This is a genomic window from Bradyrhizobium sp. WSM4873 (assembly GCF_055811355.1).
The window spans coordinates 796,869-823,569 of the sequence record NZ_JBVVPS010000001.1 but is presented as its reverse complement, the minus strand read 5'-3'; the positions used below and the strand labels follow the sequence as shown (position 1 = coordinate 823,569).

General features: G+C 65.3%; 24 protein-coding genes. 21 read left to right on the top strand and 3 right to left on the bottom strand.

Annotated features, from left to right (window positions below; all coding sequences use genetic code 11):
- Positions 1-167: 167 nt before the first annotated feature.
- The 13 genes from AC0L21_RS03950 to AC0L21_RS03890 all read left to right on the top strand — a co-directional run bounded on the left by AC0L21_RS03950 (position 168) and on the right by AC0L21_RS03890 (position 14,390).
- The gene (locus AC0L21_RS03950; RefSeq protein WP_007608447.1) at positions 168-620 is read left to right on the top strand and encodes a c-type cytochrome; all 453 of its coding nucleotides are present in this window, start codon (positions 168-170) and stop codon (positions 618-620) included.
- A 38-nt stretch (positions 621-658) separates the two neighbouring features.
- A complete protein-coding gene (locus AC0L21_RS03945; RefSeq protein WP_473258338.1) occupies positions 659-2,005 on the top strand; it encodes a cbb3-type cytochrome c oxidase subunit I in 1,347 nt (448 codons plus the stop codon).
- Between the two features lie 60 nt (positions 2,006-2,065).
- Positions 2,066-2,872 (top strand): AAA family ATPase, encoded by an 807-nt coding sequence (locus tag AC0L21_RS03940; RefSeq protein WP_473258336.1) that lies wholly within the window; start codon positions 2,066-2,068, stop codon positions 2,870-2,872.
- Between the two features lie 10 nt (positions 2,873-2,882).
- Positions 2,883-4,799 carry a nitric oxide reductase activation protein NorD gene (locus AC0L21_RS03935; protein WP_473258334.1) on the top strand — a complete coding sequence of 639 codons (1,917 nt, stop codon included), beginning with the start codon at positions 2,883-2,885 and terminating at the stop codon, positions 4,797-4,799.
- 74 nt (positions 4,800-4,873) lie between these two features.
- Positions 4,874-5,539: an HAD family hydrolase gene (locus AC0L21_RS03930; RefSeq protein WP_473258332.1), complete on the top strand. Its 666-nt coding sequence runs from the start codon at positions 4,874-4,876 to the stop codon at positions 5,537-5,539.
- Positions 5,540-5,547: 8 nt separating this feature from the next.
- The gene (locus AC0L21_RS03925) at positions 5,548-6,498 is read left to right on the top strand and encodes a sugar-binding transcriptional regulator (protein WP_473258330.1); all 951 of its coding nucleotides are present in this window, start codon (positions 5,548-5,550) and stop codon (positions 6,496-6,498) included.
- A gap of 384 nt (positions 6,499-6,882) precedes the next feature.
- On the top strand, positions 6,883-8,136 hold the full coding sequence (locus AC0L21_RS03920) for an ABC transporter substrate-binding protein (protein ID WP_473258387.1): 1,254 nt from the start codon (positions 6,883-6,885) through the stop codon (positions 8,134-8,136).
- A gap of 90 nt (positions 8,137-8,226) precedes the next feature.
- Positions 8,227-9,099, top strand: a complete 873-nt coding sequence (locus AC0L21_RS03915; protein WP_473258328.1) for a carbohydrate ABC transporter permease — start codon at positions 8,227-8,229, stop codon at positions 9,097-9,099.
- 3 nt (positions 9,100-9,102) lie between these two features.
- Positions 9,103-9,933: a carbohydrate ABC transporter permease gene (locus AC0L21_RS03910; protein ID WP_007608460.1), complete on the top strand. Its 831-nt coding sequence runs from the start codon at positions 9,103-9,105 to the stop codon at positions 9,931-9,933.
- A 16-nt stretch (positions 9,934-9,949) separates the two neighbouring features.
- On the top strand, positions 9,950-10,957 hold the full coding sequence (locus AC0L21_RS03905) for an ABC transporter ATP-binding protein (RefSeq protein ID WP_473258325.1): 1,008 nt from the start codon (positions 9,950-9,952) through the stop codon (positions 10,955-10,957).
- A 39-nt stretch (positions 10,958-10,996) separates the two neighbouring features.
- On the top strand, positions 10,997-11,770 hold the full coding sequence (locus tag AC0L21_RS03900; protein WP_473258323.1) for an SDR family NAD(P)-dependent oxidoreductase: 774 nt from the start codon (positions 10,997-10,999) through the stop codon (positions 11,768-11,770).
- Between the two features lie 38 nt (positions 11,771-11,808).
- Complete coding sequence (locus AC0L21_RS03895; protein ID WP_473258321.1) at positions 11,809-13,449, top strand: FGGY-family carbohydrate kinase; 1,641 nt, start codon at positions 11,809-11,811, stop codon at positions 13,447-13,449.
- Between the two features lie 5 nt (positions 13,450-13,454).
- Positions 13,455-14,390: a carbohydrate kinase family protein gene (locus AC0L21_RS03890; RefSeq protein ID WP_473258319.1), complete on the top strand. Its 936-nt coding sequence runs from the start codon at positions 13,455-13,457 to the stop codon at positions 14,388-14,390.
- Positions 14,391-14,558: 168 nt separating this feature from the next.
- On the opposite strand, the gene AC0L21_RS03885 is transcribed toward AC0L21_RS03890, so the two are convergent.
- Complete coding sequence (locus tag AC0L21_RS03885; protein ID WP_473258316.1) at positions 14,559-15,446, bottom strand: LysR family transcriptional regulator; 888 nt, start codon at positions 15,444-15,446, stop codon at positions 14,559-14,561.
- Between the two features lie 120 nt (positions 15,447-15,566).
- On the opposite strand from AC0L21_RS03885, the gene AC0L21_RS03880 reads away from it, so the two are divergent.
- The 7 genes from AC0L21_RS03880 (at position 15,567) to AC0L21_RS03850 (ending at position 24,015) form a co-directional block, all read left to right on the top strand.
- A complete protein-coding gene (locus AC0L21_RS03880; RefSeq protein WP_473258314.1) occupies positions 15,567-16,988 on the top strand; it encodes an amidase in 1,422 nt (473 codons plus the stop codon).
- Positions 16,989-17,277: 289 nt separating this feature from the next.
- Positions 17,278-18,228 carry an ABC transporter permease gene (locus AC0L21_RS03875; RefSeq protein ID WP_473258311.1) on the top strand — a complete coding sequence of 317 codons (951 nt, stop codon included), beginning with the start codon at positions 17,278-17,280 and terminating at the stop codon, positions 18,226-18,228.
- Complete coding sequence (locus AC0L21_RS03870; protein WP_473258305.1) at positions 18,225-19,118, top strand: ABC transporter permease; 894 nt, start codon at positions 18,225-18,227, stop codon at positions 19,116-19,118. Before AC0L21_RS03875 ends, AC0L21_RS03870 begins: the two co-directional genes overlap by 4 nt.
- Before the next feature lie 2 nt (positions 19,119-19,120).
- Positions 19,121-20,134: an ABC transporter ATP-binding protein gene (locus AC0L21_RS03865; protein WP_473258303.1), complete on the top strand. Its 1,014-nt coding sequence runs from the start codon at positions 19,121-19,123 to the stop codon at positions 20,132-20,134.
- Entirely contained in the window at positions 20,131-21,135 is a 1,005-nt protein-coding gene (locus AC0L21_RS03860; protein ID WP_473258299.1) for an ABC transporter ATP-binding protein, read from the top strand. The genes AC0L21_RS03865 and AC0L21_RS03860 overlap by 4 nt, the downstream gene beginning before the upstream one ends.
- 55 nt (positions 21,136-21,190) lie before the next feature.
- Positions 21,191-22,687: an ABC transporter substrate-binding protein gene (locus AC0L21_RS03855; protein ID WP_473258297.1), complete on the top strand. Its 1,497-nt coding sequence runs from the start codon at positions 21,191-21,193 to the stop codon at positions 22,685-22,687.
- Between the two features lie 353 nt (positions 22,688-23,040).
- Positions 23,041-24,015 carry a magnesium transporter CorA family protein gene (locus AC0L21_RS03850; protein ID WP_473258295.1) on the top strand — a complete coding sequence of 325 codons (975 nt, stop codon included), beginning with the start codon at positions 23,041-23,043 and terminating at the stop codon, positions 24,013-24,015.
- Between the two features lie 39 nt (positions 24,016-24,054).
- Here the strand turns inward: AC0L21_RS03850 and AC0L21_RS03845 are convergent, their stop codons facing one another.
- Together AC0L21_RS03845 and AC0L21_RS03840 are read right to left on the bottom strand one after the other, a co-directional pair.
- Positions 24,055-24,681 carry an alpha/beta hydrolase gene (locus AC0L21_RS03845; RefSeq protein ID WP_473258293.1) on the bottom strand — a complete coding sequence of 209 codons (627 nt, stop codon included), beginning with the start codon at positions 24,679-24,681 and terminating at the stop codon, positions 24,055-24,057.
- Complete coding sequence (locus tag AC0L21_RS03840) at positions 24,678-25,616, bottom strand: ring-cleaving dioxygenase (RefSeq protein ID WP_473258291.1); 939 nt, start codon at positions 25,614-25,616, stop codon at positions 24,678-24,680. Before AC0L21_RS03840 ends, AC0L21_RS03845 begins: the two co-directional genes overlap by 4 nt.
- A 129-nt stretch (positions 25,617-25,745) precedes the next feature.
- Between AC0L21_RS03840 and AC0L21_RS03835 the strand changes: the two genes are divergently transcribed.
- Positions 25,746-26,675 (top strand): LysR family transcriptional regulator, encoded by a 930-nt coding sequence (locus tag AC0L21_RS03835; protein WP_473258288.1) that lies wholly within the window; start codon positions 25,746-25,748, stop codon positions 26,673-26,675.
- The last annotated feature ends 26 nt before the right edge of the window (positions 26,676-26,701 follow it).

Here is a 26,701-nt window from a genome sequence, read left to right as displayed (position 1 = left end):
TCCTTTGTGGCGCCTCTCTACGCGACCACGTTAGGCACTTTTGATGCCGGTTCGAAGGGCCGTTCCACACCATCACTCCTTGCGCCCTGACAAAGAACGGGCCGTGCCAATCGGCAATAAATCGCATCACCGATTTACGCGACGGGACTCAATTGAAAGGATTGGCAATGGCTGAACGCCTGACCAAGTCGGCCGCTCGAAACGTCTTCTACGGCGGCTCGGCCTTTTTCTTCGCTATCTTCATCGGGCTGACGGCGCACAGCCACTACTACATGGCCACGACATCGACCGACGCGGCGACGCTGACGTCGTCGGTCGCCCGCGGCAAGCATGTCTGGGAGAAGAACTCCTGCATCAACTGCCACACGTTGCTCGGCGAAGGCGCCTATTTCGCGCCCGAAGTCGGCAACGTCTGGGATCGATGGGGCGGCAAGGAAGACCCGGCCGGCGCGCGAGAGACGCTGAAGGCCTGGATGCAGTCGCAGCCCTCGGGCGCGGAGGGCCGGCGGCAGATGCCGCAATTCAACCTCACCGACCAGGAGCTCAACGATCTCGCCGATTTCCTGCAATGGGTGAGCACCATCAAGCGCCAGGATTGGCCGCCGAACAAGGCCGGCTGAGCCCGCCGCTTTCCTCTTTCAAGACAGAGAGATCCGAGATGAAATATCAGACCCAGAAAGTCGCGATGCTGTATTTCTACGGCGCGCTGACCCTGTTCCTCGCCCAGGTCCTGTTCGGCCTCCTCGCCGGGACCATCTACGTCCTGCCCAACACGCTGTCGGTGCTGCTGCCGTTCAACATCGTCAGGATGATCCATACCAACGCGCTGATCGTGTGGTCATTGATCGGCTTCATGGGCGCGACCTACTTCCTGCTGCCTGAGGAAACCGAGACCGAGCTGTACAGCCCGCTGCTCGCAAAGATCCAGTTCTGGATGTTCTTTGGCGCGGCGGGCGTGGCGGTGGTCGGCTATCTCTTCCACTACCATGAAGGCCGCGAGTTCCTCGAGCAGCCCTTCATCATCAAAGTCGGCATCGTCGTCGTCTGCCTGATGTTCCTGTTCAACGTGACCATGACCGCGCTCAAGGGGCGCAAGACCACTGTTACCAACATCCTGCTGTTCGGCCTGTGGGGCGTTGCGATCTTCTTCCTGTTCGCCTTCTACAATCCGGCGAACCTCGCCGTCGACAAGATGTACTGGTGGTACGTCGTCCATCTCTGGGTCGAGGGCGTCTGGGAGCTGATCATGGCCTCCGTGCTCGCTTATCTCATGATCAAGCTCAATGGCATCGATCGCGAGGTGGTCGAGAAGTGGCTCTACGTCATCATCGGCCTCGCGCTGTTCTCGGGGATTCTCGGCACCGGCCACCATTTCTACTGGATCGGCGCGCCCGGCTACTGGCAGTGGATCGGCTCGTTGTTCTCGACGCTCGAGGTCGCGCCGTTCTTCACGATGGTGATCTTCACGGTGCAGATGACCTGGAAGGCCGGCCGCAAGCACCCGAACCGCGCCGCGCTGCTGTGGTCAGTTGGCTGTTCGGTAATGGCGTTCCTGGGCGCCGGCGTCTGGGGTTTCCTGCACACGCTGTCCTCGGTGAACTACTACACCCACGGCACGCAGGTCACCGCCGCGCACGGCCATCTCGCCTTCTTCGGCGCCTATGTGATGCTCAACCTTGCCGTGATGGCTTACGCCATCCCGCAGATCAAGGGACGCGCGCCCTATAACCAGTGGCTCAGCATGACGAGCTTCTGGATCATGTGCACGGCCATGATGACCATGACGTTCGCGCTGACCTTTGCCGGCGTGGTCCAGGTCCATCTCCAGCGCGTGCTCGGCCAGGGCTACATGGACGTGCAGGACCAGCTCGCCTTCTTCTACTGGGTGCGGCTCGGCTCCGGTGTGTTCGTCGCGATCTCCGCGCTGATGTTCGTCTGGGCGGTGCTGGTGCCCGGCCGCGAAAGGCAGGCGACCATTCCCGCCGTGCTGCAGCCGGCCGAGTAAGCGTGACGGCGGCCGCGTTTCCATCGCGGCCGCCGCTTCAGGAATTTTCGGAGAGAGATCATGAAAGCAGCCCTTCACGCCTTGGCCGCGCCTGCGCTACCGGCCTATGTTGCAAGCGGCAACGAATGTGCGCTGTTCGAGCATGCCTGGCGGCACCGGCTCCCGGTTCTGCTGAAGGGGCCGACCGGTTGCGGCAAGACGCGTTTCGTCGCGCATATGGCGGCGCGGCTCGGCTTGCCGCTCCACACCGTCGCCTGCCACGACGATCTCACTGCCGCCGATCTCACGGGGCGCTATCTCCTGAGGGGCGGCGACACCGTGTGGACCGACGGTCCATTGACGCGCGCTGTCCGCGAGAGCGGCATCTGCTATCTCGACGAGGTGGTGGAAGCTCGCAAGGACGTCACCGTCGTGCTGCATCCGCTCACCGATGACCGCCGTATCCTGCCGCTGGAGCGAACCGGCGAGGAGCTCGTCGCTCCCGCGAGCTTCATGCTCGTCGTCTCCTACAATCCCGGTTACCAGACCCTGCTCAAGGCGTTGAAGCCGTCGACGCGGCAGCGCTTCGTCGCCATCGAGTTCGGCTTCCTGCCGACCGAGCAGGAGATTGCGGTCGTGTCGGCCGAGAGCGGGCTGCCGCCGGATCGCGTACGGCCGCTGGTCGCGCTCGCCGGACGTCTGCGGGCGCTGAAGGGGCATGATCTGGAGGAGGGCGTCTCGACCCGGCTCGTGGTGTATTGCGCGACCTTGATCGCGGCGGGAGTCTCGATCGCCGGTGCCGTGCTCGCCGGCATGATCGAGCCGCTGACCGACGATTCCGACGTGAAGGCGGCGCTGCTGGATGTCGCGCGCGCCGTGATTGGGTGAGGCAGGTTCCATGCTCGACTTCCTCGAACTGGAGGAGACGGTCGGCCGTGCCTGGCACCGGATGGTCGGCGGCACCGCGAGCTATCCGGTCCAAGATGATCACGCGGTCGCGCTTGCGGAGGTGAGAGGCCGGCTCGCGGTGATGTTCCGTGCGCTTGGGGGCGAGACGGGCGTTCAGATCGCGAGTGCAGGCGCGCGCAGGGCGGGCCATCGGCTCGGCTGGCGGCAACGCATCGGCCTTGGAGACGAACGTCTCGAACAGCCGGGCCGCGACGCCACGACCATCTTCCTCCCCGACCGCATCGCGATATTTGCCGACCACGACCTCAACGCATGCCTCTATCGCTGGCTTGCGGCGTGGTTCGCGGTCGCGCCGATCGAGACGATCACGGAGGATGATCCGCTGCGGCGGGACCTTCTGGTCTTGCGCCGGGCGAGCGAGACGGCGGTCTTCGTGCTCACGCAGTTTCCCGGGCTCGCCGCCGATTACGCGCGGCTCGCCGCAGCAACTGCCGAAGCCCGGCCGCAACGTCAGTTGCCGCGTCTCGAGCAGGAGATCGAGCAGATCGTCCTGGCCTTGCTCGGGGCCGGAAAGGCGCCCGCAGGCCAGCTGTGGCCCGCGATGATGGGGACAGGTCAGCTGCCGGACAAGGCCCCGCCCGGCTATCGCTCGGTCCTGCCATGTCCGCTCTGGGGCGATTGCTGGACGCGCGAGCTCTCGCCCGCGCATGCGGGCGACGACGAGTGCGCAGCGGGCGCGGGGGACGCGGCCCAGGACAATCGCAAGCGCTTTGCCGTGCGCGAGCGCGAGGACAACGCCAGCCGCCGCGATCCCTTCGTGCTCAACCGCTTCGAGAAGATTCTCGCAATGGCCGAGATGGTCAATGTCGACCGTCCGGCTGACGACAGCGAGGACGAGGACGCGCAGAAGGCCGCCGACGATCTCGAGGAGATGACGCTGAGCCGCCGCAGCGGCAAGCCGGCGAGCCGGCTCAAATTCGATCTCGACCTGCCGCCGGAAGCCCTCGATGCCTCGCTGCTGAACGCTGACCTCAGCTATCCCGAATGGGATTGCCGCAGCAGCTCCTACCTGCCCGATCATTGCCGCGTGCTCGCGGGCGCCGCGTCCGAGACCGGCGAGATCTGGTCGCCCGACGAGACCATGCGCCGGCATATCCGTCAGGTACGGCAGCGCTTCGAGATCTTGCGGCCGCGCCGCGAATTGATGCGCGCCCAGGCCGACGGGCACGATCTCGACCTCGACGCGCTCGTGCGCGCCCGGTGCGATCTTCGCGCCGGCAGCGGCGGCGGTCTCGATCGCATCCATGTCGCGATGCGCCCGCAGGGGCATGATCTCGCCGTCACACTGCTTGTCGACGTCTCGCTCTCGACGGACGCCTGGGTCGACGGCCATCGCGTGCTCGACGTCGAGAAGGAGGCGCTACTCGTGCTCGCGCACGGCCTGTCGGCCTGCGGCGACCATCACAGCATCCTGACCTTCACCTCGCGCCGGCGGTCCTGGGTGCGGCTCGAAACCGTCAAGGCCTTCGGCGAGCCGATGAGCGGGGCAGTGGAGCGTCGTATCGGTGCGCTGAAGCCCGGCTATTACACGCGGATCGGCGCGGCGGTGCGCCACGCCTCGGCCGAGCTCGCGCGTCAGCCGCAACGCAAGAAGCTGCTGCTCGTCCTCACCGACGGCAAGCCGAACGATGTCGATCACTACGAAGGCCGCTTCGCGGTCGAGGACACCCGCAAATCGGTGCAGGAGGCGCGCCGGCTCGGCATCGCCGCCTTCGGCGTCACGGTGGACGCAACCGCGCAATCCTATTTCCCGACGCTGTTCGGGCGTGGAGGCTACGCCATCGTCGGCAACATCCGCCGACTGCCCGCGGCCCTGCCGGCGATTTACCGGCAGGTGGCGCACTGATTCAGGAAAGGGTGCGGCGTTCCGGCCTTGGGTGAGCTATTGCCCACCAATTGGGTATATGATCGAATGCTGGGATGGACCAGGGCCGGCCGAAACTCGATCTGATCATCTTCGACTGCGACGGCGTGCTGGTCGACAGTGAGCTGTTGAGCTGTCGGTGCCTGTCGGACGTGCTGGCCGAATGCGGCATCGCGCTGAGCCCGGAGCAGGCGTTCGAACTCTTTCTCGGACGCAGCACCAAAGCGGTCGAGCAGCATTATCGGGACCTCGGGCAGGTCGTGCCGGACGGCTTTCTGCCGCGCTTGAAGTCGCATGTGTTGAGCACGTTTGCCGGATCACTCCAGCCGATCGCGGGTGTTGCCACCGTGATATCGGAATTGCGGATACCATTTTGCGTAGCCTCGTCCAGCGATATCGACCGTGTCGCGCTCTCTCTTGACGTCACCGGCCTGCGGGCGCATTTCGGCGACCGGATCTACACCGCGCAGATGGTCAGGCACGGCAAGCCGGCGCCTGATCTCTTTCTCTACGCAGCCGAGCAGACGGGCGCGCAACCTGCGCGCACGCTGGTGATCGAGGACAGTGCGAGCGGCGTGCAGGCGGGCAAGGCGGCCGGCATGACGGTCTGGGGATTTGCCGGCGGCAGCCATTATCGCGGCCGCGACGGGCAGGCTATACTGTCGGGTGCGGGGGCCGACCGGGTCTTCGCGCGCATGATCGATTTCTGGAAGGACGCCTGACGTCTGCCATGGCCGCCGAGAACGAAAAGTCCAGGCTCGATGACGCCGCGCGTGCCGGCTGGCTCTATTTCATTGCCGGTCACACCCAGGACGAGATCGCAAAGATGCTCCAGGTGTCCCGCGCGTCGGCGCAGCGGCTGGTGTCGCTGTGTCTCGCCGAGCGGCTCATCACCTTCCGGCTCGAACATCCCATCGCCGCGTGCATGGAACTGGCGGCGCGTCTGAAGCAGCGTTTCGAGCTTACTCATTGCGAGGTGGTGCCGGCGGATTCCGCCGCGCCGCAGGCCACAGCGGGCATTGCCGAGCGCTGCGCCAACCTGCTCGATTCCACCCTCCGTTCGGAGACCCCCGTCATCGTCGCGCTTGGTACCGGCCGGGCCGTGCGCGCCGCGGTCGAGCGCGTCACGCCGATCGACCGGCCCAACCACCAGATCGTCTCGCTGGTCGGCAATATCTCCGCCGACGGTTCGGCGAGCTTCTACGACACCGTCGGCCGGCTCGCCGACCGCACCGGCGCGCGGCACTATCCGATGCCGCTGCCGTTCCTGATGTCGTCCGAAGATGAGCGCAACAAGATGGTCCGGATCGAGCCGATCGCAAAGGTGAAGGCGGTCGCGGCCAAGGCGGATTTGCGCCTCGTCGGTATCGGCCAGATGGACCAGAAGGCGCAGGTCCATGTCGACGGCTTCGTCACCCGCGACGAATTGTTCGAGATGATGCGGCAAGGGGCGATCGGCGAGATCACAGGCTGGGCGTACGACGCCAAGGGCCGCCTGCTCAAGGCCGGCACCAACAAACGCCTGACCAGCATCCCGCCGGAGGTCCCGGCGAAGACCACCACGATCGGCGCCGCGGTCGGCGCAGCCAAGGTGCCGGCGATCGCGGCGGCGTTGAATGGACGGTTGATCAACGGGCTGATCACGGACGAGGCGACCGCACGGGCGATTCTGGAGCGGTAGGGCGTAAGCCGCCGCGGCAATGGGACTGCGCTCCCTTGCCCGCTTGCGGGAGAGGGCTGGGGAGAGGGTCTCTCCGCTGGCAAGATTCCCCAAGAGGAGAAAGCCCTCATCCGTATCGCATCTGCGATGCGATACGACCTCTCCCGCAAGCGGGAGAGGTGACGAACCCGCGGCGCCTTCTTGCAGACATCACTCGCTCCCGCACCGCAGCACTCATAAGTTGCGCGAACAGCTTTGTGCCTGCTTGACAATGGCTCGCCCTCAGTCGAACATACGCCCAACGCGTGGGTATATGCTCAAAAGCGCGATCCTAGGGAGGTCACCGTGAAACACGTCCTTGGCGCCGTCTGCGGCGCATCTTGCCTGTTGCTGGCCGTCCCCGCGATGGCCGAAACCACCCTGACGATCGCCACCGTGAACAACGGCGATATGATCCGCATGCAGGGGCTGACGGGTGAATTCACCAAGAAGAACCCCGATATATCGGTCAAATGGGTGACGCTTGAGGAGAACGTGCTGCGCCAGCGCGTCACCACCGACATCGCCACCAAGGGCGGCCAGTTCGACGTCCTCACCATCGGCACCTACGAGGTGCCGATCTGGGCCAAGAAGGGCTGGCTGGTGCCGCTCGCCAATCTTGGCGCCGACTACGACGTCGCCGACCTCCTGCCCAAGATCAAGGATGCGGTCTCGGTCGACGGCAAGCTCTACGCCGCGCCGTTCTACGGCGAGAGCTCGATGGTGATGTACCGCACCGACCTGTTCGACAAGGCCGGCCTCAAGATGCCGGAAAAGCCGACCTGGGATTTCGTCGTCGACGCCGCCAAGAAGCTCACCGACAAGAGCGCCGGCGTCTACGGCATCTGCCTGCGCGGCAAGGCCGGCTGGGGCGAGAACATGGCGTTCCTCTCCGCCATGGCCAATTCCTATGGCGCACGCTGGTTCGACGAGAAGTGGCAGCCGCAGTTCAACACCCCGGAATGGAAGGCGACGCTCACGACCTATGTCGACCTGATGAAGCAGGCCGGCCCTCCCGGTGCGAGCTCGAACGGCTTCAACGAGAACCTGGCGCTGTTCAATGCCGGCAAGTGCGCAATGTGGATCGATGCCACCGTCGCGGCGTCGTTCGTCACCAATCCGAAGGACTCCAAGGTCGCCGACAAGGTCGGCTTCGCGCTGGCGCCCAACACCGGGCTCGGCAAGAACGCCAACTGGCTGTGGGCCTGGAGTCTCGCAATCCCCGCCGGCTCGAAGAAAGCGGAAGCCGCCGAGAAGTTCATCGCCTGGGCCACCAGCAAGGACTACACCAAGGTCGTGGCTGCGAAGGAGGGCTGGGCCAACGTGCCGCCGGGCACCCGAACCTCGCTCTACCAGAACCCCGATTATCTGAAGGTCGCCCCGTTCGCCAAGCTGACGCTGGCCTCGATCGACGCCGCCGATCCGAACAAGCCGACGGTGAAGCCGGTGCCTTACGTCGGCGTGCAATATGCGGCGATCCCCGAATTCCAGGGCATCGGCACCCAGGTGGGCCAGCAATTCTCGGCGGCTCTTGCGGGCTCGATGACGGTCGATGCCGCGCTCGCCGCAGCGCAATCCGCAACCGAGCGCGAGATGAAGCGCGCCGGCTACATCAAGTGAGCTCGAACTCTCCCTCCTGAGCTCAGACTTGCGGCCATCCACCGCCAGGGAGGGATGGCCGCCTTCTTTCCGCAAGCGGAGAAGCCAAAAATGGCGACCCGGCAGACGCAGCTTCTCGCACGGACGCTCCTGACGCCGGCCGTCGGGCTGCTGTTCATCTGGATGATCGTCCCGCTCGCGCTGACGCTCTATTTCTCGACGCTGCACTACAGTCTGCTCGATCCCGGCTCGGAATCATTCGTCGGGCTGGAAAATTTCCGCTACTTCCTGACCGATCCCGCGTTCCTCGCCTCCCTTCAGAACACGCTGGTGCTGGTCGGCTCGGTGCTGGCGCTGACCGTCCTGCTCGGAATTCCGCTGGCGCTGTTGCTCGACCAGCCCGTGATCGGCCTCAACGTCGTGCGGCTGATGGTGATCGCGCCGTTCTTCGTCATGCCGACGGTGAGCGCGCTGGTCTGGAAGAACCTGCTGATGCATCCGGTGTCCGGGCTGTTTGCCTGGACCGCGTCGCTGTTCGGCTTGACGCCGATCGACTGGTTTACCGACGCGCCGCTGCTCGCGGTGATCCTGATCGTGTCCTGGCAATGGCTGCCGTTCGCGACGCTGATTTTGCTCACTGCGATGCAGTCGCTCGACGAGGAGCAGAAGGAAGCCGCCGAAATGGACGGCGCCAGCGCGGTCTCGACCTTCATCTACATTACGCTCCCGCACCTCGCGCGTCCCATCACGGTGGTGATCCTGATCGAGACGATTTTCCTGCTCACCGTCTTTGCGGAAATCTACGTCACCACGGGCGGCGGCCCGGGACTCTCGACCACCAACATCGCCTTCCTGATCTATTCGCAGGCACTGATCCAGTACGATGTCGGCACCGCCTCGGCGGGCGGCCTCGTCGCTGTCGTGATCGCCAACATTGTTGCCTTTTTCCTCGTCCGTATCGTCGGCCGCAATCTGGAGGCATGAGACATGGCGCGTATGGCGACGAGGCAGCGGGTGGTGGTCTCGACCATTGGGGCGTGGTTCTTCGGCTTCCTGATCTTTTTCCCGATCCTCTGGATGGTGCTGGCGAGCTTCAAGACCGAACTTGAGGCCTTCGCGATTCCGCCGTCCTTCCTGTTCTTCCACTGGACCACCGAGAACTACGCGACGGTTCAGGAGCGCAGCGACTATTTCCTCCACGCGATGAACTCGATCATCATCGCCGGCGGCTCGACCTTGATCGCGCTGCTGATCGCGATCCCCGCCGCCTGGTCGATGGCGTTCTCGCCGACCAAGCGCACCAAGGACATCCTGCTCTGGATGCTCTCGACCAAGATGATGCCGCCGGTCGGCGTGCTGGTGCCGATCTACCTGATCTACAAGTCCTTCGGCCTGCTCGATTCCCGCATCGGGCTCGTCTTCATCCTGTGCCTGGGAAACTTGCCGATCGTGATCTGGATGCTCTTCACCTATTTCAAGGAGATCCCGCGCGACATCCTGGAAGCCGCGCGCATGGACGGCGCCACCATCGGCCGCGAGCTGGTCTATGTCCTGACGCCGATGGCGATCCCGGGGCTTGCATCGACCATGCTGCTGAACCTGATCCTGGCCTGGAACGAGGCGTTCTGGACGCTCAATCTGTCGACCTCGAACGCTGCGCCGCTCACCACGTTCATCGCGTCCTATTCGAGCCCGGAAGGGCTGTTCTGGGCAAAGCTGTCGGCGGCGTCGACGCTGGCGATCGCGCCTATTCTCGTCCTCGGTTGGTTCAGCCAGAAGCAGCTCGTGCGCGGGCTCACCTTTGGCGCGGTAAAGTAGGAAGGGCTGCCGGATCATGGGTCAGATCACACTTCAGGACGTGCAGAAATCCTTCGGCCCCGTGCACATCATCAAGGGCGCGGACCTGGAGATTTCCGACGGGTCGTTCGTGGTGTTCGTGGGGCCATCGGGCTGCGGCAAGACCACGCTCTTGCGGCTGATCGCGGGGCTCGAGGACGTCTCCGGCGGCAAGATCCTGATCGACGGCAAGAACGTGGTCGACACGCCGCCGGCCAAGCGCGGGCTCTCGATGGTGTTCCAGTCCTACGCGCTCTATCCGCATATGAGCGTGCGCGGCAACATCGGCTTCGGCCTGAAGATGGCGGGGCTGGCCAAGGACGAGATCAACCGCAAGGTCGAGGCCGCCGCCGCAACGCTGAACCTCACCCCTTATCTCGATCGCAAGCCGCGCGAGCTCTCCGGCGGCCAGCGCCAGCGCGTCGCGATCGGGCGTGCCATCGTCCGCGAGCCCAAGGCGTTTTTGTTCGACGAACCACTCTCCAATCTCGACGCGGCGTTGCGCGTGCAGATGCGGATCGAGGTGACACGGCTTCAGAAGCAGCTCGGCACCACCGCGATCTATGTCACCCACGACCAGGTCGAGGCCATGACCATGGCCGACAAGATCGTCGTGCTCAACGGCGGCAAGATCGAGCAATACGGCTCGCCGCTGGATCTCTACGAGAAGCCGGCCAACCTCTTCGTCGCCGGCTTCATCGGTTCGCCGAAGATGAACTTCGTGACCGGCGAGCACGCGTTGCAGAAGGGCGCGGCCACGATCGGCGTACGGCCGGAGCATCTCAAGATCGAGCGCGACGGCGCCGGCGGCTGGCAGGGAACGATCGCGGTGGCCGAGCACCTCGGCAGCGACACCTTCCTTTATGTCGATGCCGGTCAGCTCGGCATGCTGACGGCGCGCTACGTCGGTGAATTGAGCCTGCACGCCGGCGACCATGTATCGCTGGTGCCGGAGCCCGCGCGCATCCATCGCTTCGACGCAAGCGGCAACGCCATCCGGGGCTGACAAGAAGCGGCAAGAATCGGCAAGAATCGGAAAAGCAACATGTACCTGGAAAAATTCAAGCTGAACGGCAAGACCGCGTTCATCACCGGCGGCGGGCAGGGCATCGGGCTCGCCTGCGCCGAAGCGCTGGCCGAAGCCGGCGCCAGGGTCGTCATCGGCGATCGTGACAGCAAGGTCGCCGACAGTGCGAAAGCCAGCCTGAAGGCGAAGGGCTATGACGCCGAGACGGCGATCATGGACGTCACCGACACCAAGCGCGTGGCGGAAGTGGCCAACGACCTCGTCGCCCGCCACGGCAAGGTCGACATCCTGGTCAACAATGCCGGCATCGCTCGCAGCGAGACGCCGGCGGAGACCGTGACCGACGAGCACTGGCTCAACGTCATCGACGTCAATCTCAACGGCACCTTCTGGTGCTGCCGTGAGTTCGGCAAGCACATGCTGAAAGCGAAGAGCGGCGCCATCGTCAATGTCGGCTCGATGTCCGGCTTCATCGTCAACAAGCCGCAGGAGCAGTGCTTCTACAATGCCTCCAAGGCTGGCGTGCACCATCTGACGAAATCGCTCGCCGCCGAATGGGGGGCGCGTGGCATCCGCGTCAACGCGGTGGCGCCGACCTATATCGAGACGCCGCTCAACGCGTTCGTGAAGAGCAATCCGAGAATGTACGACGCCTGGATCGGTGGAACCCCGATGGCGCGGATGGGGCAGGTCGAGGAGATCGCCTCCGTCGTGCTGTTCCTCTCGTCCGAGGCCGCGAGCCTGATGACCGGCAGCATCGTGCTGGTGGATGGCGGCTACACTTGCTGGTAGGCTTGCGTCAAAACTGACGAGAGCTTCCGGGGGCGACAATGCCGCGAGCGTATATCGGCGTCGATGTAGGGACCACGAGCACGCGGGCCGGAGTGTTCGACGAAGCGGGCACCTTGCTGGCGATCGCACGGCATCCGATCAGGATATGGCATGAGGCCGGTGACATCGTCGAACAATCGTCCCAGGATATCTGGGACGCTTGCACGGCGTCAGTGCGGGCCGCGATGGCGGAAGCTGCAATCGCGCCCGACAGCGTCGGCGGTATCGGCTTCGACGCCACCTGTTCCCTCGTGGTGCTCGACCGACAAGGCGATCCGCTCACCATCAGCGCCTCCGGCGAGGCGCAACGCAACGTCATCGTCTGGATGGACCACCGCGCCACGGCCGAGGCGCGGCTGATCAACGAGACCGGTGATGCCGTGCTGCGCTATGTCGGCGGCTCGATCTCGCCAGAGATGGAGATGCCGAAACTGCTGTGGCTGAAGCGGCACATGCGCGCGAGCTTCGACGCCGCAGGGTACTTCTTCGATCTGGCGGACTTCCTGACCTGGCGCGCAACCGGCTCGCTGCAGCGCTCGACCTGCACGGTCACCTGCAAATGGAACTATCTCGCCCATGACGGCGGCGGCTGGAGCGCGCCATTCTTCAAGCGCATCGGCCTGTCGGACTTCGTCAACGAGACATACGCCCGCATCGGCACCGAGATCGTCGCGCCCGGCACGCGGCTCGGCGCCGGGCTTACCAGTACGGCGGCCGCCGATCTTGGCTTGTCGCCGGGCACGCCGGTCGGCGCCTCGTTGATCGACGCCCATGCCGGCGGCATCGGTGCGATCGGTGGTCGCGACGGTGCGGGCGGTGCCACCGATGTCAGCGATCGCCTCGCCTACATCATGGGAACGTCGGCCTGCATCATGGCGACGACGAAGGAGCCGTGCTTCGTTCCGGGCGTGTGGGGCCCTTATTATTCCGGCATGGTGCCGGACTTCTGGCTCAACGAGGGCGGCCAGTCCGCCGCGGGCGCCGCGATCGACCATCTTCTCAAGTCGCATCCGGGCCATGCCGAGGCAAGCGCTGCGGCGCGAGCGGAGGGGCTCGACCTCATCGATTTCCTCGAGCGCCGCATCATCGCGCGCGCCGGCGATGCCAGCCGTGCCGCGCTGCTGGCACGCGACATTCACGTCCTCCCCGAATTCATCGGCAACCGCTCGCCCTATGCCGACCCTGACACGCGCGCGGTGATCGGGGGCCTCGATCTCGACACCGACATCGCCTCGATGGAACGGCTGTTCGTCGGCGGTCTGTGCGGGCTCGCCTATGGGCTTGCCGAGGTGATCGAGGCCTTTGCCGCGCATGGCGTCCATTCCAGCATCATGATCATGGGTGGCGGCGCCAGCCGCAGTCCGCTGGTGCGGCAGATCATGGCCGATACGACCGGCCTCACGGTCGCGCTGCCGCAGACCAGGGAGCCCGTGCTGCTCGGCGCCGCGATGCTCGGCGCAGTCGCAGGCGGCGCCTATGCCTCGATCGGGGAGACCATGGCAAAGATGTCGGCGCTGGGACGGAGGAGCGAGCCGACCACGCCCGACATCGCCGCCTTTCACGCCCGCAAGCGCGAGGTTTACAAGTTGCTGCGCGAGGTCGATCGCGGCAGCCGCGCCGCGATGCGAGTGGGAGTTTGAAACGGATGCTGATTTCCTGCGGCGATGCGCTGATCGATTTCGTCCCGACGCGAAACATCGACGGGCGCGAAGCGGTGATGCCGGCGGTCGGCGGCTCCTGCCTGAACGTCGCAATCGGCATGGCGCGGCTCGGCGCGCCGACCGGCTTTGTCGGCGGGATCTCGACGGACATGTTCGGACGCATGATCGCCGACCACGCCGCTGCCTCCAATGTCGAGCTCGCGCTCGCCGCCCGCAGCGATCGCCAGACCACGCTCGCCTTCGTTCGCATCGTCGCCGGCGAGTCGCATTACGCCTTCTACGACGCCGAGACCGCGACGCGGAACTGGAGCTACCGGCGCGGCTCCATTCCCTTCGATACGGTCGAAGTTCTTCATGTCGGCTCGACCACGCTCGTCAACGACCAGGGCGCGACCGAGACCAGGGCCCTGATCGCGGACGCAGGAGCGTCCTCGACAATCTCCTTTGATCCGAATTGCCGGCCCAACCTCGTGAAGGACAAGCCGGCTTATCTCGCCCGCATGGCCGAGTTTGCCGGCTGTGCCGATCTCATCAAGATGTCGGACGTCGATTTTACCTATCTGTTCGCCGAGGAGCCGTATCACCAGCGTGCGAGCACGCTGCTCGCACGCGGCGCGAGCCTCGTCGTCATCACCCGTGGCGACAACGGTGCGATCGCATGGCATGCGGGGGCAGGGCAGATCGAGGTCGCCGCCCCCAAGGTCGTGGTCGCCGACACCATTGGCGCGGGTGACAGTTTTCAGGCGGCGTTATTGTTCGCCCTGCACAAGCAGGGACGTCTCGCCCGGCAGCAACTGAAGGATATCGGCGCAGACGAGCTTCGCCGCGCGCTGTTCTTTGCCGCCAATTGCGCCGGGCTGACCTGCACCCGTCCGGGCGCCGATCCGCCCTGGAGCCACGAGATCAGTTGGAGCTGGTAATTCGCTTTTTCCTTCTCCCCTTGTGGGAGAAGGTGGCGCGAAGCGCCGGATGAGGGGTTGCTTCCGCGAATTCACAAACATGAGGTCACGCGCGGAGAGAACCCCTCACCCGTCTCGCCGCTGCGGGGCGAGCCACCCTCTCCCACAAGGGGAGAGGGGAAGCACGTCTCACAGCCGAGCAACAGCCTTCTCGGCGCATTTCAGGAAAGTGCGGATCAGCGGACTCTGGGAGTCCCGTCGCCAGCAGACCGCGATATCGATGGAATCGGTCGCATCCCGCAACGGCCGGAACACGACCCCGCGCGGCGCGCCGAGCTGCGCGCAGGCGGGCAGGATTGCAAGACCCTCACCGGCGAGAACCAGGCTCATCGCCGAATGCACCGTCTCCACCCGGCTCGCAATCGGCATCACGATCTGATGCCGCCGCAGCAGGGCCGCGACCGCGGAGGAGGAGGGGTCTCGCTCCGGCGGCGGCAGCGCGATCAGTGGACGGCCCTGGAGTCGTATCATTGGCACCGCGCTCAGGCGCGCAAGCGGCGAACGGTTTGGCACCGCCAGCATGAACGGCTGCGCGCCGATCCGGGCCACCTGGATCTCGGGATGGTGGATCGCCGGCATGCACAGCGCGACCGTGACGCTGCGATCGAGCAGCCGCGCCTCGCGCGTCGAGGCACTGAGCTCGGCGAAATCGAGATCGACGCCGGGAATGGATCGCCGCAGTTCGGGGATGAGACGCGGCAGCATCGCGTTCGCCAGCACGAACATGTAGCCGACGGACAGCCGGCCACGGGTGCCGGCCGCGACCGCGCGCGCGGCTTCGATGCCGTCGGCCGCCAGCGCCAGCGCCTCGCCGGCGCGCGCCAGCAGTGCCTGGCCCGCGTCGGTCAAAGCCATGCCGCTCGTGCCGCGGCGGAACAGCCGCGCACCGACCTCGGCCTCCAGCTTGCGGATCTGGACCGACAGCGGCGGCTGCGCCATCCGCAGCCGCTCGGCAGCCTTGCCGACGCTGCGCGCCTCGGCGACGGCGACGAAATAGCGGAGCCGGCGAAGATCCATTGGCATACCGAAAACGTATGGGTTGATGTTCAAAATCGTATTGGCGGCGAGTTAACAAAACTGTCATCCTGGCTGTCAATGCTATCGGCCACCGGCGGCCGGCTTCGGAGCGATGTGACGATGAACGGTGATCCCTGCCTGCTGTCCGCAACCGTGCTGCGCGGCCTCATCGCGACAAAGCAGATCTCCCCCGTCGAGCTCACCCGCGCGGTGCTCGCCCGCGCCGAAGCGCTCCAGCCCGAGCTGAACTGCTTCATCACGATCTGCGGCGACGAAGCGCTTGCCGCCGCGCGTGAGGCCGAGCGCAGGCTGATGGCCGGCGAGCCGCTCGGCCTGCTGCATGGCATCCCCGTCACCGTCAAGGACATCGTCAACACCAGGGGCGTGAAGACCAGTTTCGGCGCCATTCCTTACAAGGACAATGTTCCGGACGAGGATGCCGTCGCGGTCGCGCGGCTCCGCGCGCAAGGCGCCATCCTGATCGGCAAGACCACGACGCCCGAATTCGGCAGTAAATGCCTGACCGACTCGCCGCTGTTCGGCCGCACCCGCAATGCGTGGAGCGCCGAGCGTTCGTCCGGCGGCTCGAGCGGCGGCGCGGCGGTGGCGGTGGCGAGCGGCATCGCGCCGCTGGCGATCGCGACCGATGGCGGCGGCTCGACGCGGATTCCCGCCGCCTGCAACGGCGTGGTCGGGCTGAAGCAGAGCAACGGCGTCATCCCGCACAGCCAGGCGCTGGACGTATTCGGCAACCAGACCTATGTCACGCCGATGACGCGAACCGTCGCCGACACCGCGCTGATGATGCAGGCGATGGCCGGCGAGGATTCTTGCGATCCCTGGTCGATCGGCGTTCCCGTGCCCGACTTCATCGGCACGGCCGCCCCGCGCGGCGATCTGCGTGGGCAGAAGATCTTGTACTGCCTGTCGCCGCCCGGACGCCCTGTGTCTACCGATGTTGCAGCCAGCTTCAAGGCGGGCCTGGATCGACTCGCGGGCCTGGGCGCCGAGCTCGAGGAATTCTCCGGCGAGGGGTTCGACATCGAGCCGATCTGGCGCGCCATCAACCACACGGTCTGGCGGACGCGCTTTGCAAAACTCGCGGCCGAGCATGGGGACGCGCTGAGCGAGGCCTTCCGGAAGCAGCTAGCGCTTGCCACCGACGTTAGCGGCGTCGCTTGTCAGGAGGCGATGTTCGCGCGCACGGCGCTGTTCCGCCGGGTCCAGTCTCTGCTTGCGCGTGGGCATTTGCTGGCGACGCCGACCATCACCCGGACCGCCCTGCCGATCGATCAGGATCTGTTCGGCACCATCGAGATCGACGGCAAGCACTTTGATAGCGTCCGGCCGCACTGGTTCCCCTGGACCATGCCGTTCAACATGACCGGACACCCCGCGATCAGCCTGCCCTGCGGCTTCGGCCGCGACGGCCTCCCGATCGGCTTTCAACTCGTCGGGCGCTTCCGCGCTGACGCGGACTTGCTGCGCGCGAGCGCGCTGTTCGAGGCGTCGCATGACCTCCTGTCCGGTTGGCCGGCTTGAGGAGACGGGCATGCAAAGGACTTGTTCGCAAACCACTTGCCTCCGATGCCCGGACATGTTGATCGTGCTGCGGATGAGCCCTGAATCCGAGCGTGCATGAGCGTATTTGTCCCAATGCGGCACGGCGCCCGCAACCCTCTCGGTGTCGTCCTGGCGAAAGCCATGACCCATACCGCGGAATTGATCGGTGACGGGCGGTGCCAGTACCGAACGACGAGTCTTCGCCAAACCGCTCCCTGGGGCTATGGGTCCTGGCTTTCGCCAGGACGACGTCGGAGCTCGTGAGCACATGAGCGTATTTGTCCTTCGACGTCTGCTGACCCTGCTGGCGACGCTGGTCGGCGCATCCGTGATCATTTTCCTGGTGCTGGATGCTCTCCCGGGCAACGCTGCGCAGATGCTGATGGGCGCCGACGCCTCGCCAGACGCGGTCCGCGCGCTCACGGTCAAGCTCGGGCTCGATCAGCCGCTGGCGGTTCGCTATTTGCAATGGGTCAAGGGTCTGCTGGTCGGCGATCTCGGCAACAGCTATGTCTACGGCACGCCGGTCGCAAGCCTGATTGCGGAGCGGCTGGTGCTGACCATTCCGCTCGCGATGATGTCCATGCTGATCACGGTGACGCTGGCGCTCTCGGCCGGCATCTACACCGCCGCCAACCACAACAAGCTCGGCGACGTCGGCGTGATGTCGCTGACGCAGGTGGGCATCGCGCTGCCGAATTTCTGGTTCGCGATCCTGCTGGTGCTGTTGTTCTCGGTGCGGCTGCAATGGCTGTCCGCGGGCGGCTTTCCCGGTTGGGAGGACGGCATCTGGCCCGGCATCAAGTCGCTGCTACTGCCGGCGGTGTCGCTCGCGGTGGTGCAGGCCGCGATCCTCGCGCGCGTCACGCGCTCGGCCGTGCTGGAAGTGCTGCGTGAAGACTTCGTCCGCACGGCGCGCGCGAAGGGCCTCGGCAAGCGCGAGGTGCTGTGGAAACACGTGCTGCGCAACGCCATGATCCCCGTGATGACCGTGATGGGCCTGCAATTCGCCAATCTGCTCGCCGGCACCATCGTGATCGAGAACGTGTTCTATCTGCCCGGCCTCGGCCGCCTGATTTTTCAGTCGATCGCAAACCGCGACCTCATCGTGGTGCGCAACTGCGTGATGCTGCTGGCCGCCATGGTCGTCATCGTCAATTTCGTGGTCGACGTGCTCTATGCCTTCGTCGATCCCCGCATCAAGGTCCACGATCTGTGAGCGCGCCGCTGACCACCCTCGTCGACGCGCCGGCCATCGCGCGCCCTCTGCCGGCCCGGACCTTCTGGCGCCGCGCGCTACGTCATCGCAGTTTCGTGCTCGGCGCCGCGCTGAGCCTGCTGGTGCTCGCCTCGGCGCTGCTGTCGCTGCTGTGGACGCCCTGGTCGCCCTATGAGATCGACATCGCTTCAAAGCTCCGGCCGCCCTCGGCCGCGCACTGGCTCGGCACCGACGTCTTCGGCCGCGACATCGTCTCGCTGCTGCTTGCCGGTGCCCGCTCCACCATCATGGTCGGCGTCATCGCGGTCAGCATCGGCCTCACCTTCGGCGTCTGTCTCGGCCTGATCGCGTCGGCCAGGCGCGGCTGGACCGAAGAGATCATCATGCGCTTCTCCGATTTCACCTTCGCCTTTCCGGCCGTGCTCTCCGCCATCATGCTCGCCGCGGTCGTGGGGCCGGGCATGGTGACCTCGATCGTTGCCATCGGCATCTTCCAGATCCCGACGCTGATCCGGCTGACGCGCGGCTCGGCCAACGCGATCTGGGCGCGCGAATTCGTGCTGGCCGCGCGTGCGGCGGGCAAGGGCAAGTTTCGCATCACCATCGAGCACGTGCTGCCCAACATCATGTCGATCCTGATCGTGCAGGCGACGATCCAGTTTGCGCTTGCGATTCTTGCCGAGGCCGCGTTGTCCTATCTCGGTCTCGGCACGCAGCCGCCGCAGCCGTCCTGGGGACGGATGCTGAACGACGCGCAGACGCTGCTGTTCCAGTCGCCGATGCTCGCCGTCTACCCGGGCGCTGCGATTGCGATCGCGGTGCTCGGCCTCAATCTGCTCGGCGACGGACTGCGCGATCTGCTCGATCCACGATTGGCGCGGGAGCGATGAGGATGGGCGAGCGCTCGACCATGCCGCTGATCGAGGTTGCGAACCTGGGCGTGCGCCTCAACACCAGCCGCGGGCCGGCACAGGCCGTGCGCGGCGTCAGCTTTGCCCTGAAGCGCGGCGAGACGCTCGGGCTCGTCGGTGAATCCGGCTGCGGCAAGTCGGTGACGGCGTTGTCGCTGATGGGGCTGCTGCCGGACAGCGCGGTCGTCAGCGGCAGCATCAAGCTGGATGGCGGCGAACTCGCTGGCTTGTCGGACGCGGAGTATTGTCACCTGCGCGGCAATCGAATCAGCATGATCTTCCAGGAGCCGATGACCGCGCTCAACCCGATGCACACGATCGGCCACCAGGTCGCCGAGCCGCTGCGGCGTCACAGGAAATTTTCGGCATCGCAGGCGCGCAAGGAAGCGATCGCCTTGCTCGACCGCGTCGGGCTGCCCGATCCGGCGAGGCGCGTCGACGCCTATCCGCACCAGTTTTCCGGCGGCCAGCGTCAGCGCGTCACCATTGCGATGGCGCTCGCCTGCGAGCCCGACCTTCTGATCGCGGACGAGCCGACCACCGCGCTCGACGTCACCATCCAGGGCCAGATCCTCGACCTGATCGCCGATCTCGTCGAGGAGCGCGGCATGTCGATGATCCTGATCTCGCACGATCTCGGCGTCATCGCCGAGAACGTGCAACGCATGATGGTGATGTACGGCGGCACGATCATCGAGAGCGGGCCGACCGACGAGGTGTTCCGCCGGATGGGACATCCCTACACGCAAGGCCTGTTTCGCGCCCGACCGAAACTCGGCGCGCGCAAGGGGACGCGGCTGACGACGATATCCGGCACGGTGCCGGAACTCGCCGATCTGCCTTCCGGTTGCACCTTCGCCGATCGGTGTCCGCTCGTGGTCGAGCAGTGCCGGGCCGCGCTTCCATCGATGGTGGATGTCGGACCCGGCCACTTCGTGCGCTGCATCCGGACCGACGTGTCCATGGCCGAACGCGTCGGAGCGCTGACCGTATGAGCACGGCGCCTCTTCTCGACGTGAAGGATCTCGAGCAGCGCTACACGCTGCCGCGCGAAAGCGTGTTCCGCCCGCCCGGGCAGGTGCGCGCGCTCAATGGTGTCAGCGTGAGGGTCGACGCCGGCAAGAGCCTTGGCATCGTCGGCGAATCCGGCTCCGGCAAGTCGACCTTCGCGCGGGTGGTGATGGCGCTGGAGCGACCGACATCGGGGCAGGTCGCGCTGCTCGGCCGCGACCTCAATCGCATCTCCGCAGACGAGCTGCGTCGCGCCCGCCGCGATTTCCAGATGGTGTTCCAGGATCCCTACGGATCGCTCGACCCACGCCAGACCATTGCGCGTATCGTCGCCGAGCCGCTCACCGTGTTGGAGGGGATTGACCGCACCACGCTTCGCGCCCGCGTCTCCGACGTGCTGCGGCAGGTGGGCCTGCGCGATGCCGACATGGAGAAATATCCGCACGAATTCTCCGGCGGCCAGCGCCAGCGCATCGCCATCGCGCGCGCGCTGATCACCCAGCCGAAGCTGATCGTCGCCGACGAGCCGGTCTCCGCGCTCGACGTCTCCGTGCAGGCGCAAGTCTTGAACCTGATGCAGGACCTCCAGGAGCAATTCGGTCTCAGCTACGTCCTCATCAGCCATGACCTCGCCGTCGTCGATTATCTCTGCGACGAGGTCGCGGTGATGTATCTCGGCCGTATCGTCGAGCAGGGCCGTCCCGAGGATTTGTTCGAGCGCTGCGCCCATCCCTACACGCGAGCGCTGCTGGAGGCCGTGCCGCGGGTGCGCGCTGGCGGCGGCCGGCGGCGGCGCGGGGCCCAGGCGATTGCCTCGCAATCGGCGGTCGCGACCGGGTGTCCCTATGTCTCGCGATGCGCGCTCGCCGATCAGCATTGCCGCGAGGTTCTGCCTGAGCTACGCAAGGTGGGCGAGACGCATCTGGCCGCCTGCCACAAGGCGGAAGCCGTGATGGCGTTGCCGCAATTGCCCGTGGAAGGTTAGCGTCCGCGCCGGGATTGGCGTAGGCTTGAGACAAGACAAGGCCGGGGAGTTACGCATGTTCAGGAAACTATCGATCGTCGCATTCGCCGCCGCGCTTGCCGTGGCGCCGTTGCCGGTGCTGGCGCAGAGCAAGAAGGACAGCGTCGTCATGGCGATGGCGCTGGAGCCGCCGGGGCTCGATCCCACCAACGCCGCCGCCGCCGCGATCGCCGAGGTCACGCTCTACAACATCTATGAGACCCTGACCAAGATCAACGAGGACGGCACCACTTCGCCCCTGCTGGCGGAGAGCTGGACCGCATCGCCCGATCTGAAGACCTACACGTTCAAGCTGCGCAAGGGAGTCAAGTTCCATAATGGCGAGCCGTTCGATTCCGCCGCGGTGAAGTTCTCGTTCGAACGCAATGCCGGTGCCACCAGCACCAACAAGGACAAGAGCCTGTTCCAGAGCTTCGAGTCCATTGCCACGCCCGATGCCGACACGGTCGTGATCAGCCTGAAAAATTCCGAGCCGAACTTGCCGTTCCTGCTCGGGCAGGCGAGCGGCTCGATCGTCGAGCCGAAGAGCGCTGCCACCAACATCACGCAGCCGGTCGGGACCGGGCCCTATCAGCTGGGCGCCTGGGCCAAGGGCTCCTCGATGATCCTGACCAAATGGGCCGACTATCGCAACGCCGCCGCGATCAAGCTCGCGAAGGTGACGATCCGCTTCATCTCCGATCCATCGGCGCAGACAGCCGCGCTGCTGTCGGGCGACGTCGATGCTTTTCCGCGCGTGTCGGCCCAGCGCACCATCGCCCAGTTCAAGGCCGATCCGCGCTTCAACGTCCTGGTCGGCGGCTCCCGCGCCAAGACCATCGTCGCCATCAATCACCGCAAGAAGCCGCTCGACGATGTTCGCGTCCGCCGCGCGATCCTTGCCGCGATCGATCGCAAGGCGATGATCGACGGCGCGGTCGATGGTTTCGGCACGCCGATCGGCAGCTTCTACGTCCCGACTGCGCTCGGCTATGTCGACACCACAGGCATCAACCCCTACGATCCCGAGAAGGCCAAGAAGCTCCTCGCCGAGGCTGGAATCACCACGCCGCTCGAACTCTCGCTGAAGCTGCCGCCGCCATCCTATGCGCGGCAGGGCGGCGAGATCGTTGCGGCCCAGCTCGCCAAGGTCGGCATCATCGCCAAGATCGAGAACGTCGAATGGGCGCAATGGCTGTCGCAGGTGTTCGCCGGCAATGGTCCGCACAATTTCGACCTCACCATCGTCAGCCATGTCGAGCCGTTCGACCTCGTCAAGATCACAGAGCCCGACTACTATCTCGGCTACAACAACGCGGCGTTCAACGCGCTCTACAAGCAGATCGTGTCGACGCCGGATGAAGCTGCCCGTGCCAAGCTTCTCGGCGACGCCCAGCGCATGCTGGCGACCGACGCGGTCTCCGGCTATTTGTACCAGCCGCAGCTGATCACCATCACCAACAAGAAGCTGAAGGGCGTCTGGAAGGACGTGCCCCAGTACGAGAACGACTTCTCGACATGGGCGTGGGAGTAGGGACGCACAGGTCGATTGCGCGGTTTCGGTGACGATCTCTCCCAACCGAAGCGATAGTCACGAGGCCGGTCCAAACAAAAACCTGAAAAACAACCCCATGCACAGTAGCCGGGGGTAGTTATTTCAATGACTTGCGCGTCACGCGATCGAATGGCTTCGCGTTGCGCGATGCCGTTGACGCGTCGGGCAAAACACTGGCATGATGGCGTCATCGAAGAAGGCTGCGCCCGCTTGGTTTGATTCCGCCGGTTCGATGCTCCCCGACCTTGAACGTTCGGAATCCTCATGCGTTAGTTCGGCGCAGGATGGCCGCAGGCCGTGCGATCCGGCGCGAGGGTATGCGGAGTTCGGTCTTGCTCAAACTATACAGGTGGCCATCCGACGACTGGCAGAAGATCGGCGCGGAGATGCCGTCCGAGATCATCTGGGCTGATCTCTTGGACGCGACCGCGGAGGAAAAGCACTTCGTCGAACGATTGCTCGGGATACGCGTCCCGTCCGAGGATTCGCTCAGCGAGATCGAAGCGTCGAGCCGCCTGATCCTCGACAACGGCACGCTCTATCTCAGCTCGCCGGCGGTCCGGCTCAACGAGAACAACGAGGCCGAGATCACGCCGGTGGGATTCGTCATCGGCCCGCGCGTGCTGGTGACGGTGCGCTTTGCGCAGCTGCCGATCTTCGAGGACATCGGCAAGCGTATCGGTTCCGATGACAGTCTGGAGAACGGCATGTGCGTGTTCACCAGCCTGGTCGAGGCCATGGTCGACCGCGGGGCCGATGTTCTTGAGCATCTCGGGGCGAAGGTCGACAGGCTCTCGCGCGGCGTCTTCAAAGGCGGGCTCGTTCGCACCAAGCGGCCGGTCCGCTCCAGCCGGCGGATGCGCGAGGCGCTGGAGAACATCGGGGAGCTGGCCGATCGGCTGGCCAAGGCGCGCGATGTCCTGCTTGGCGTCGGCCGCGTCGCCTCGTTTGCCGGCGATGTCGGGAGCGAGTGGATCACGCCCGCGTCGAAGAAGCGCCTCGAAGCCGTCTCCAAGGATGTCGCTTCGCTCGGCGATTACGAGACGCGATTGTCGGACAAGATCCAGCTTCTGCTCGATGCCGTGCTCGGCTTCATCAACATCCAGCAGAACGAGCTTTTCAAGATCCTGACGATCGTCTCGGTCGTCGGCGTGCCGCCCACGATCATGGTCGGCATCTGGGGCATGAACTTCAAGCACATGCCGGAGCTGGACTGGACGTTCGGCTATCCGCTGGCGTGGCTCGCCATCATTGCAAGCGGCGTGCTGCCGCTGATCTGGTTCAAGCGGCGCGGCTGGTTCGAGTGAAGCCGCGGCGCACCGACAACGATGCGCCGCTCTTCGGGATCAGACGACTTCGGCGGCGAATGTGCCGATCCAGTCGCGGGCGAGCGCCACATCGGCTTGCGATAATTGATGGCCCGCCGGCAGAACCTTGTGTTCGATCCGCGCTCCGGCTTCCGACAACAGCGAAGCAAGCTTCGCGGAATTGTTCGCTGGAACGATCGGATCAGCCTGCCCTGACAGAAGCAGGACGGGCTTGCCGCCGAGCTCAGCCTTCGGCGGATCCGACAGCGGCACCATCGCGCGGAGCAGGATCGCGCCTGCCAGCACGTTCGGCTCCAGCAGCAACAGTGCGGCTGCGATGTTGGCTCCGTTGGAGAAGCCGACCGCGACCGGCGCGGCGACGCCGTAGCGCTGCCGTGCCTCCGCGACGAAGCCGCCGAGTTCGTGCGCGCGGCGGCGCACGTCGTCCTCGTCGAACACGCCCTCGGCCAAGCGGCGGAAGAAACGCGGCATGCCGTGCTCGAGCACGCGGCCGCGCGGCGAGAGCATAGCCGAGCCAGGCGAGATCATCCTGCCAAGTCCGAGCAGGTCGTTCTCGTCGCCGCCGGTGCCGTGCAGTAGCAGGAGAGGAGGGGAGCCCGCGCCGGTCGCGGGCTCGAAACGATGGACGAATGAACTCTCGGTCATGACACGCTCTCTGCCAAATTCGGCAACACAGCCTCGATCTGCTTGCGCTGCGCTTCGAGGAAGCCAGGCAGCTTGAGGTCGCGTCCCAGCGTCGCAACGGGCTCGTCGACGGCGAAGCCGGGGATATCGGTCGCGATCTCGAACAGCACACCGCCGGGCTCGCGGAAGTAGATCGAGCGGAAGTAGTTGCGGTCCCTCTGCTCGGTCGGGTGCAGGCCGTGATTGCTCACGAGCTTTTGCGCCATCTTGCCCTGCTCGGCGTCGTCGACCGCGCGGAAGGCGATGTGATGCACGGAGCCGCCACCTTGGTGCCCGCGCAAAAAGCCCTTGGCTTCGTAGATGTCGACCACGCTGCCTTCGACATCGCCGGACGCCTTGAAGCGGATCACGGAGCCTTCGCGCGCCGTCTCCTTGAAGCCGAACACGTCGGTGAGGACGGCAGCCGTCTTCGCCGCGCTGTCGAGCAGCAAGGTCACGCCGTGGAAGCCGCGGATCGCATGTTCGGCGGGAACGTCGCCATTGCTCCAGCCGGGCTCGCTGTCGGCGCCGGGGACACCGACGAGCGTGAGCGCCATGCCATCAGGGTCTGTGAACGGCAGCACGGACTCGCCAAAGCGCTTCTCCAGCGCCTCGTAGGCGATGCCCTTTTCGACGAAGCGCTGCGTCCAATAGCCGAGCGAGCCTTGCGGCACGCGGAAGGCGGTCTGGTGCGTTTCGCCGACGCCGCGGCGCCCGGCCGGCACGCCGGCCCAGGGAAAGAAGGTCAGGATGGTGCCGGGGCGGCCGGTCTCGTCGCCATAGTAGAAGTGGTAGGTGCCGGGATCGTCGAAATTGACCGTCTTCTTGACGAAGCGCAGGCCGAGATCCCGGGTGTAAAAGCCGAAATTCCTGATGGGGTCGCCCGCGATCGCGGTCACGTGGTGCAGTCCAGACATTGTCGTCCTCCTGAATTCGGGGAGCGGTCTTGCTCTGACAGGAAATATCGTGCCGCTTTGGATTGGAGACAATCCATGCAAATATGACGTCTATGTCTACGATTTGGAAACAATCGAGGGAGCCGGCGCTTGGATAAGATCGCCAGCCTCCGGGCCTTCGTAAAGGTGGTCGAAAGCGGCAGTTTTGCCGAGGCGGGCCGGCAGTTGCGGCTGTCACGCTCGGCGATCAGCAAATACATCGCCGACCTCGAAGAGAGCCTCGGCGTGCAGCTCCTGAACCGGACCACGCGCCATGCGAGCCCGACCGAGAACGGCCAGCGCTATTTCGAGCGCGCGGTCGTCATCCTGTCGGAGATCGAGGCGGCCGACCAGGCCGTAGCGCAAGCCCAGTCGGCGCCGCGCGGCCTGTTGCGCGTCAACGCGCCGATGTCGTTCGGCACCCTGCGGCTCGGGCCGGTGCTTGCCGATTTCATGGCGCGATATCCGGAGCTGCAGCTCCAACTCGTGCTCAGCGACGACCTGCTCGATCCCGTCCAGGACGGCTTTGACGTGACCTTGCGCATCGCGGAATTGGAATCGTCGAGTTTGATCGCGCGAAAAATCATGCCGGTGGCGCGCATGATCTGCGCTTCGCCCGATTATCTTGCACGTCACGGCACACCGAAACATCCGCAGGATCTGCGCGAACATGCCTCGTTGACCTACGGCTTCCTGCTTACGGGCAATCAGTGGAAGCTCACTGGCACCGACGGCGATCACTGGATCCAGCCGGCCTGGTCGCTCTGCGTCAACAATGCCGAAGTGCTGCGCGATGTCGCGGTCAAGGGCAGGGGGCTCGCGCTGCTCCCGGAGTTCATCGCCGCCGATGCCTTGAGGAAGGGCGAGCTGCGAACTGTGCTGGACGATTATTCCGCGCCGCCGCTTGCGCTCTATGCGGTCTATCCGCCGACCCGACATCTCTCGGTGAAGGTGCGGCTGTTCATTGATTTCCTGGTTGAGCGTTTTGGCTGTGAGGGCGACGAAGCCGGCGGGAGCAGACATACAGAGGCCAAGCTATAGATCCATGGATCTGCCGGCAGGAGGGC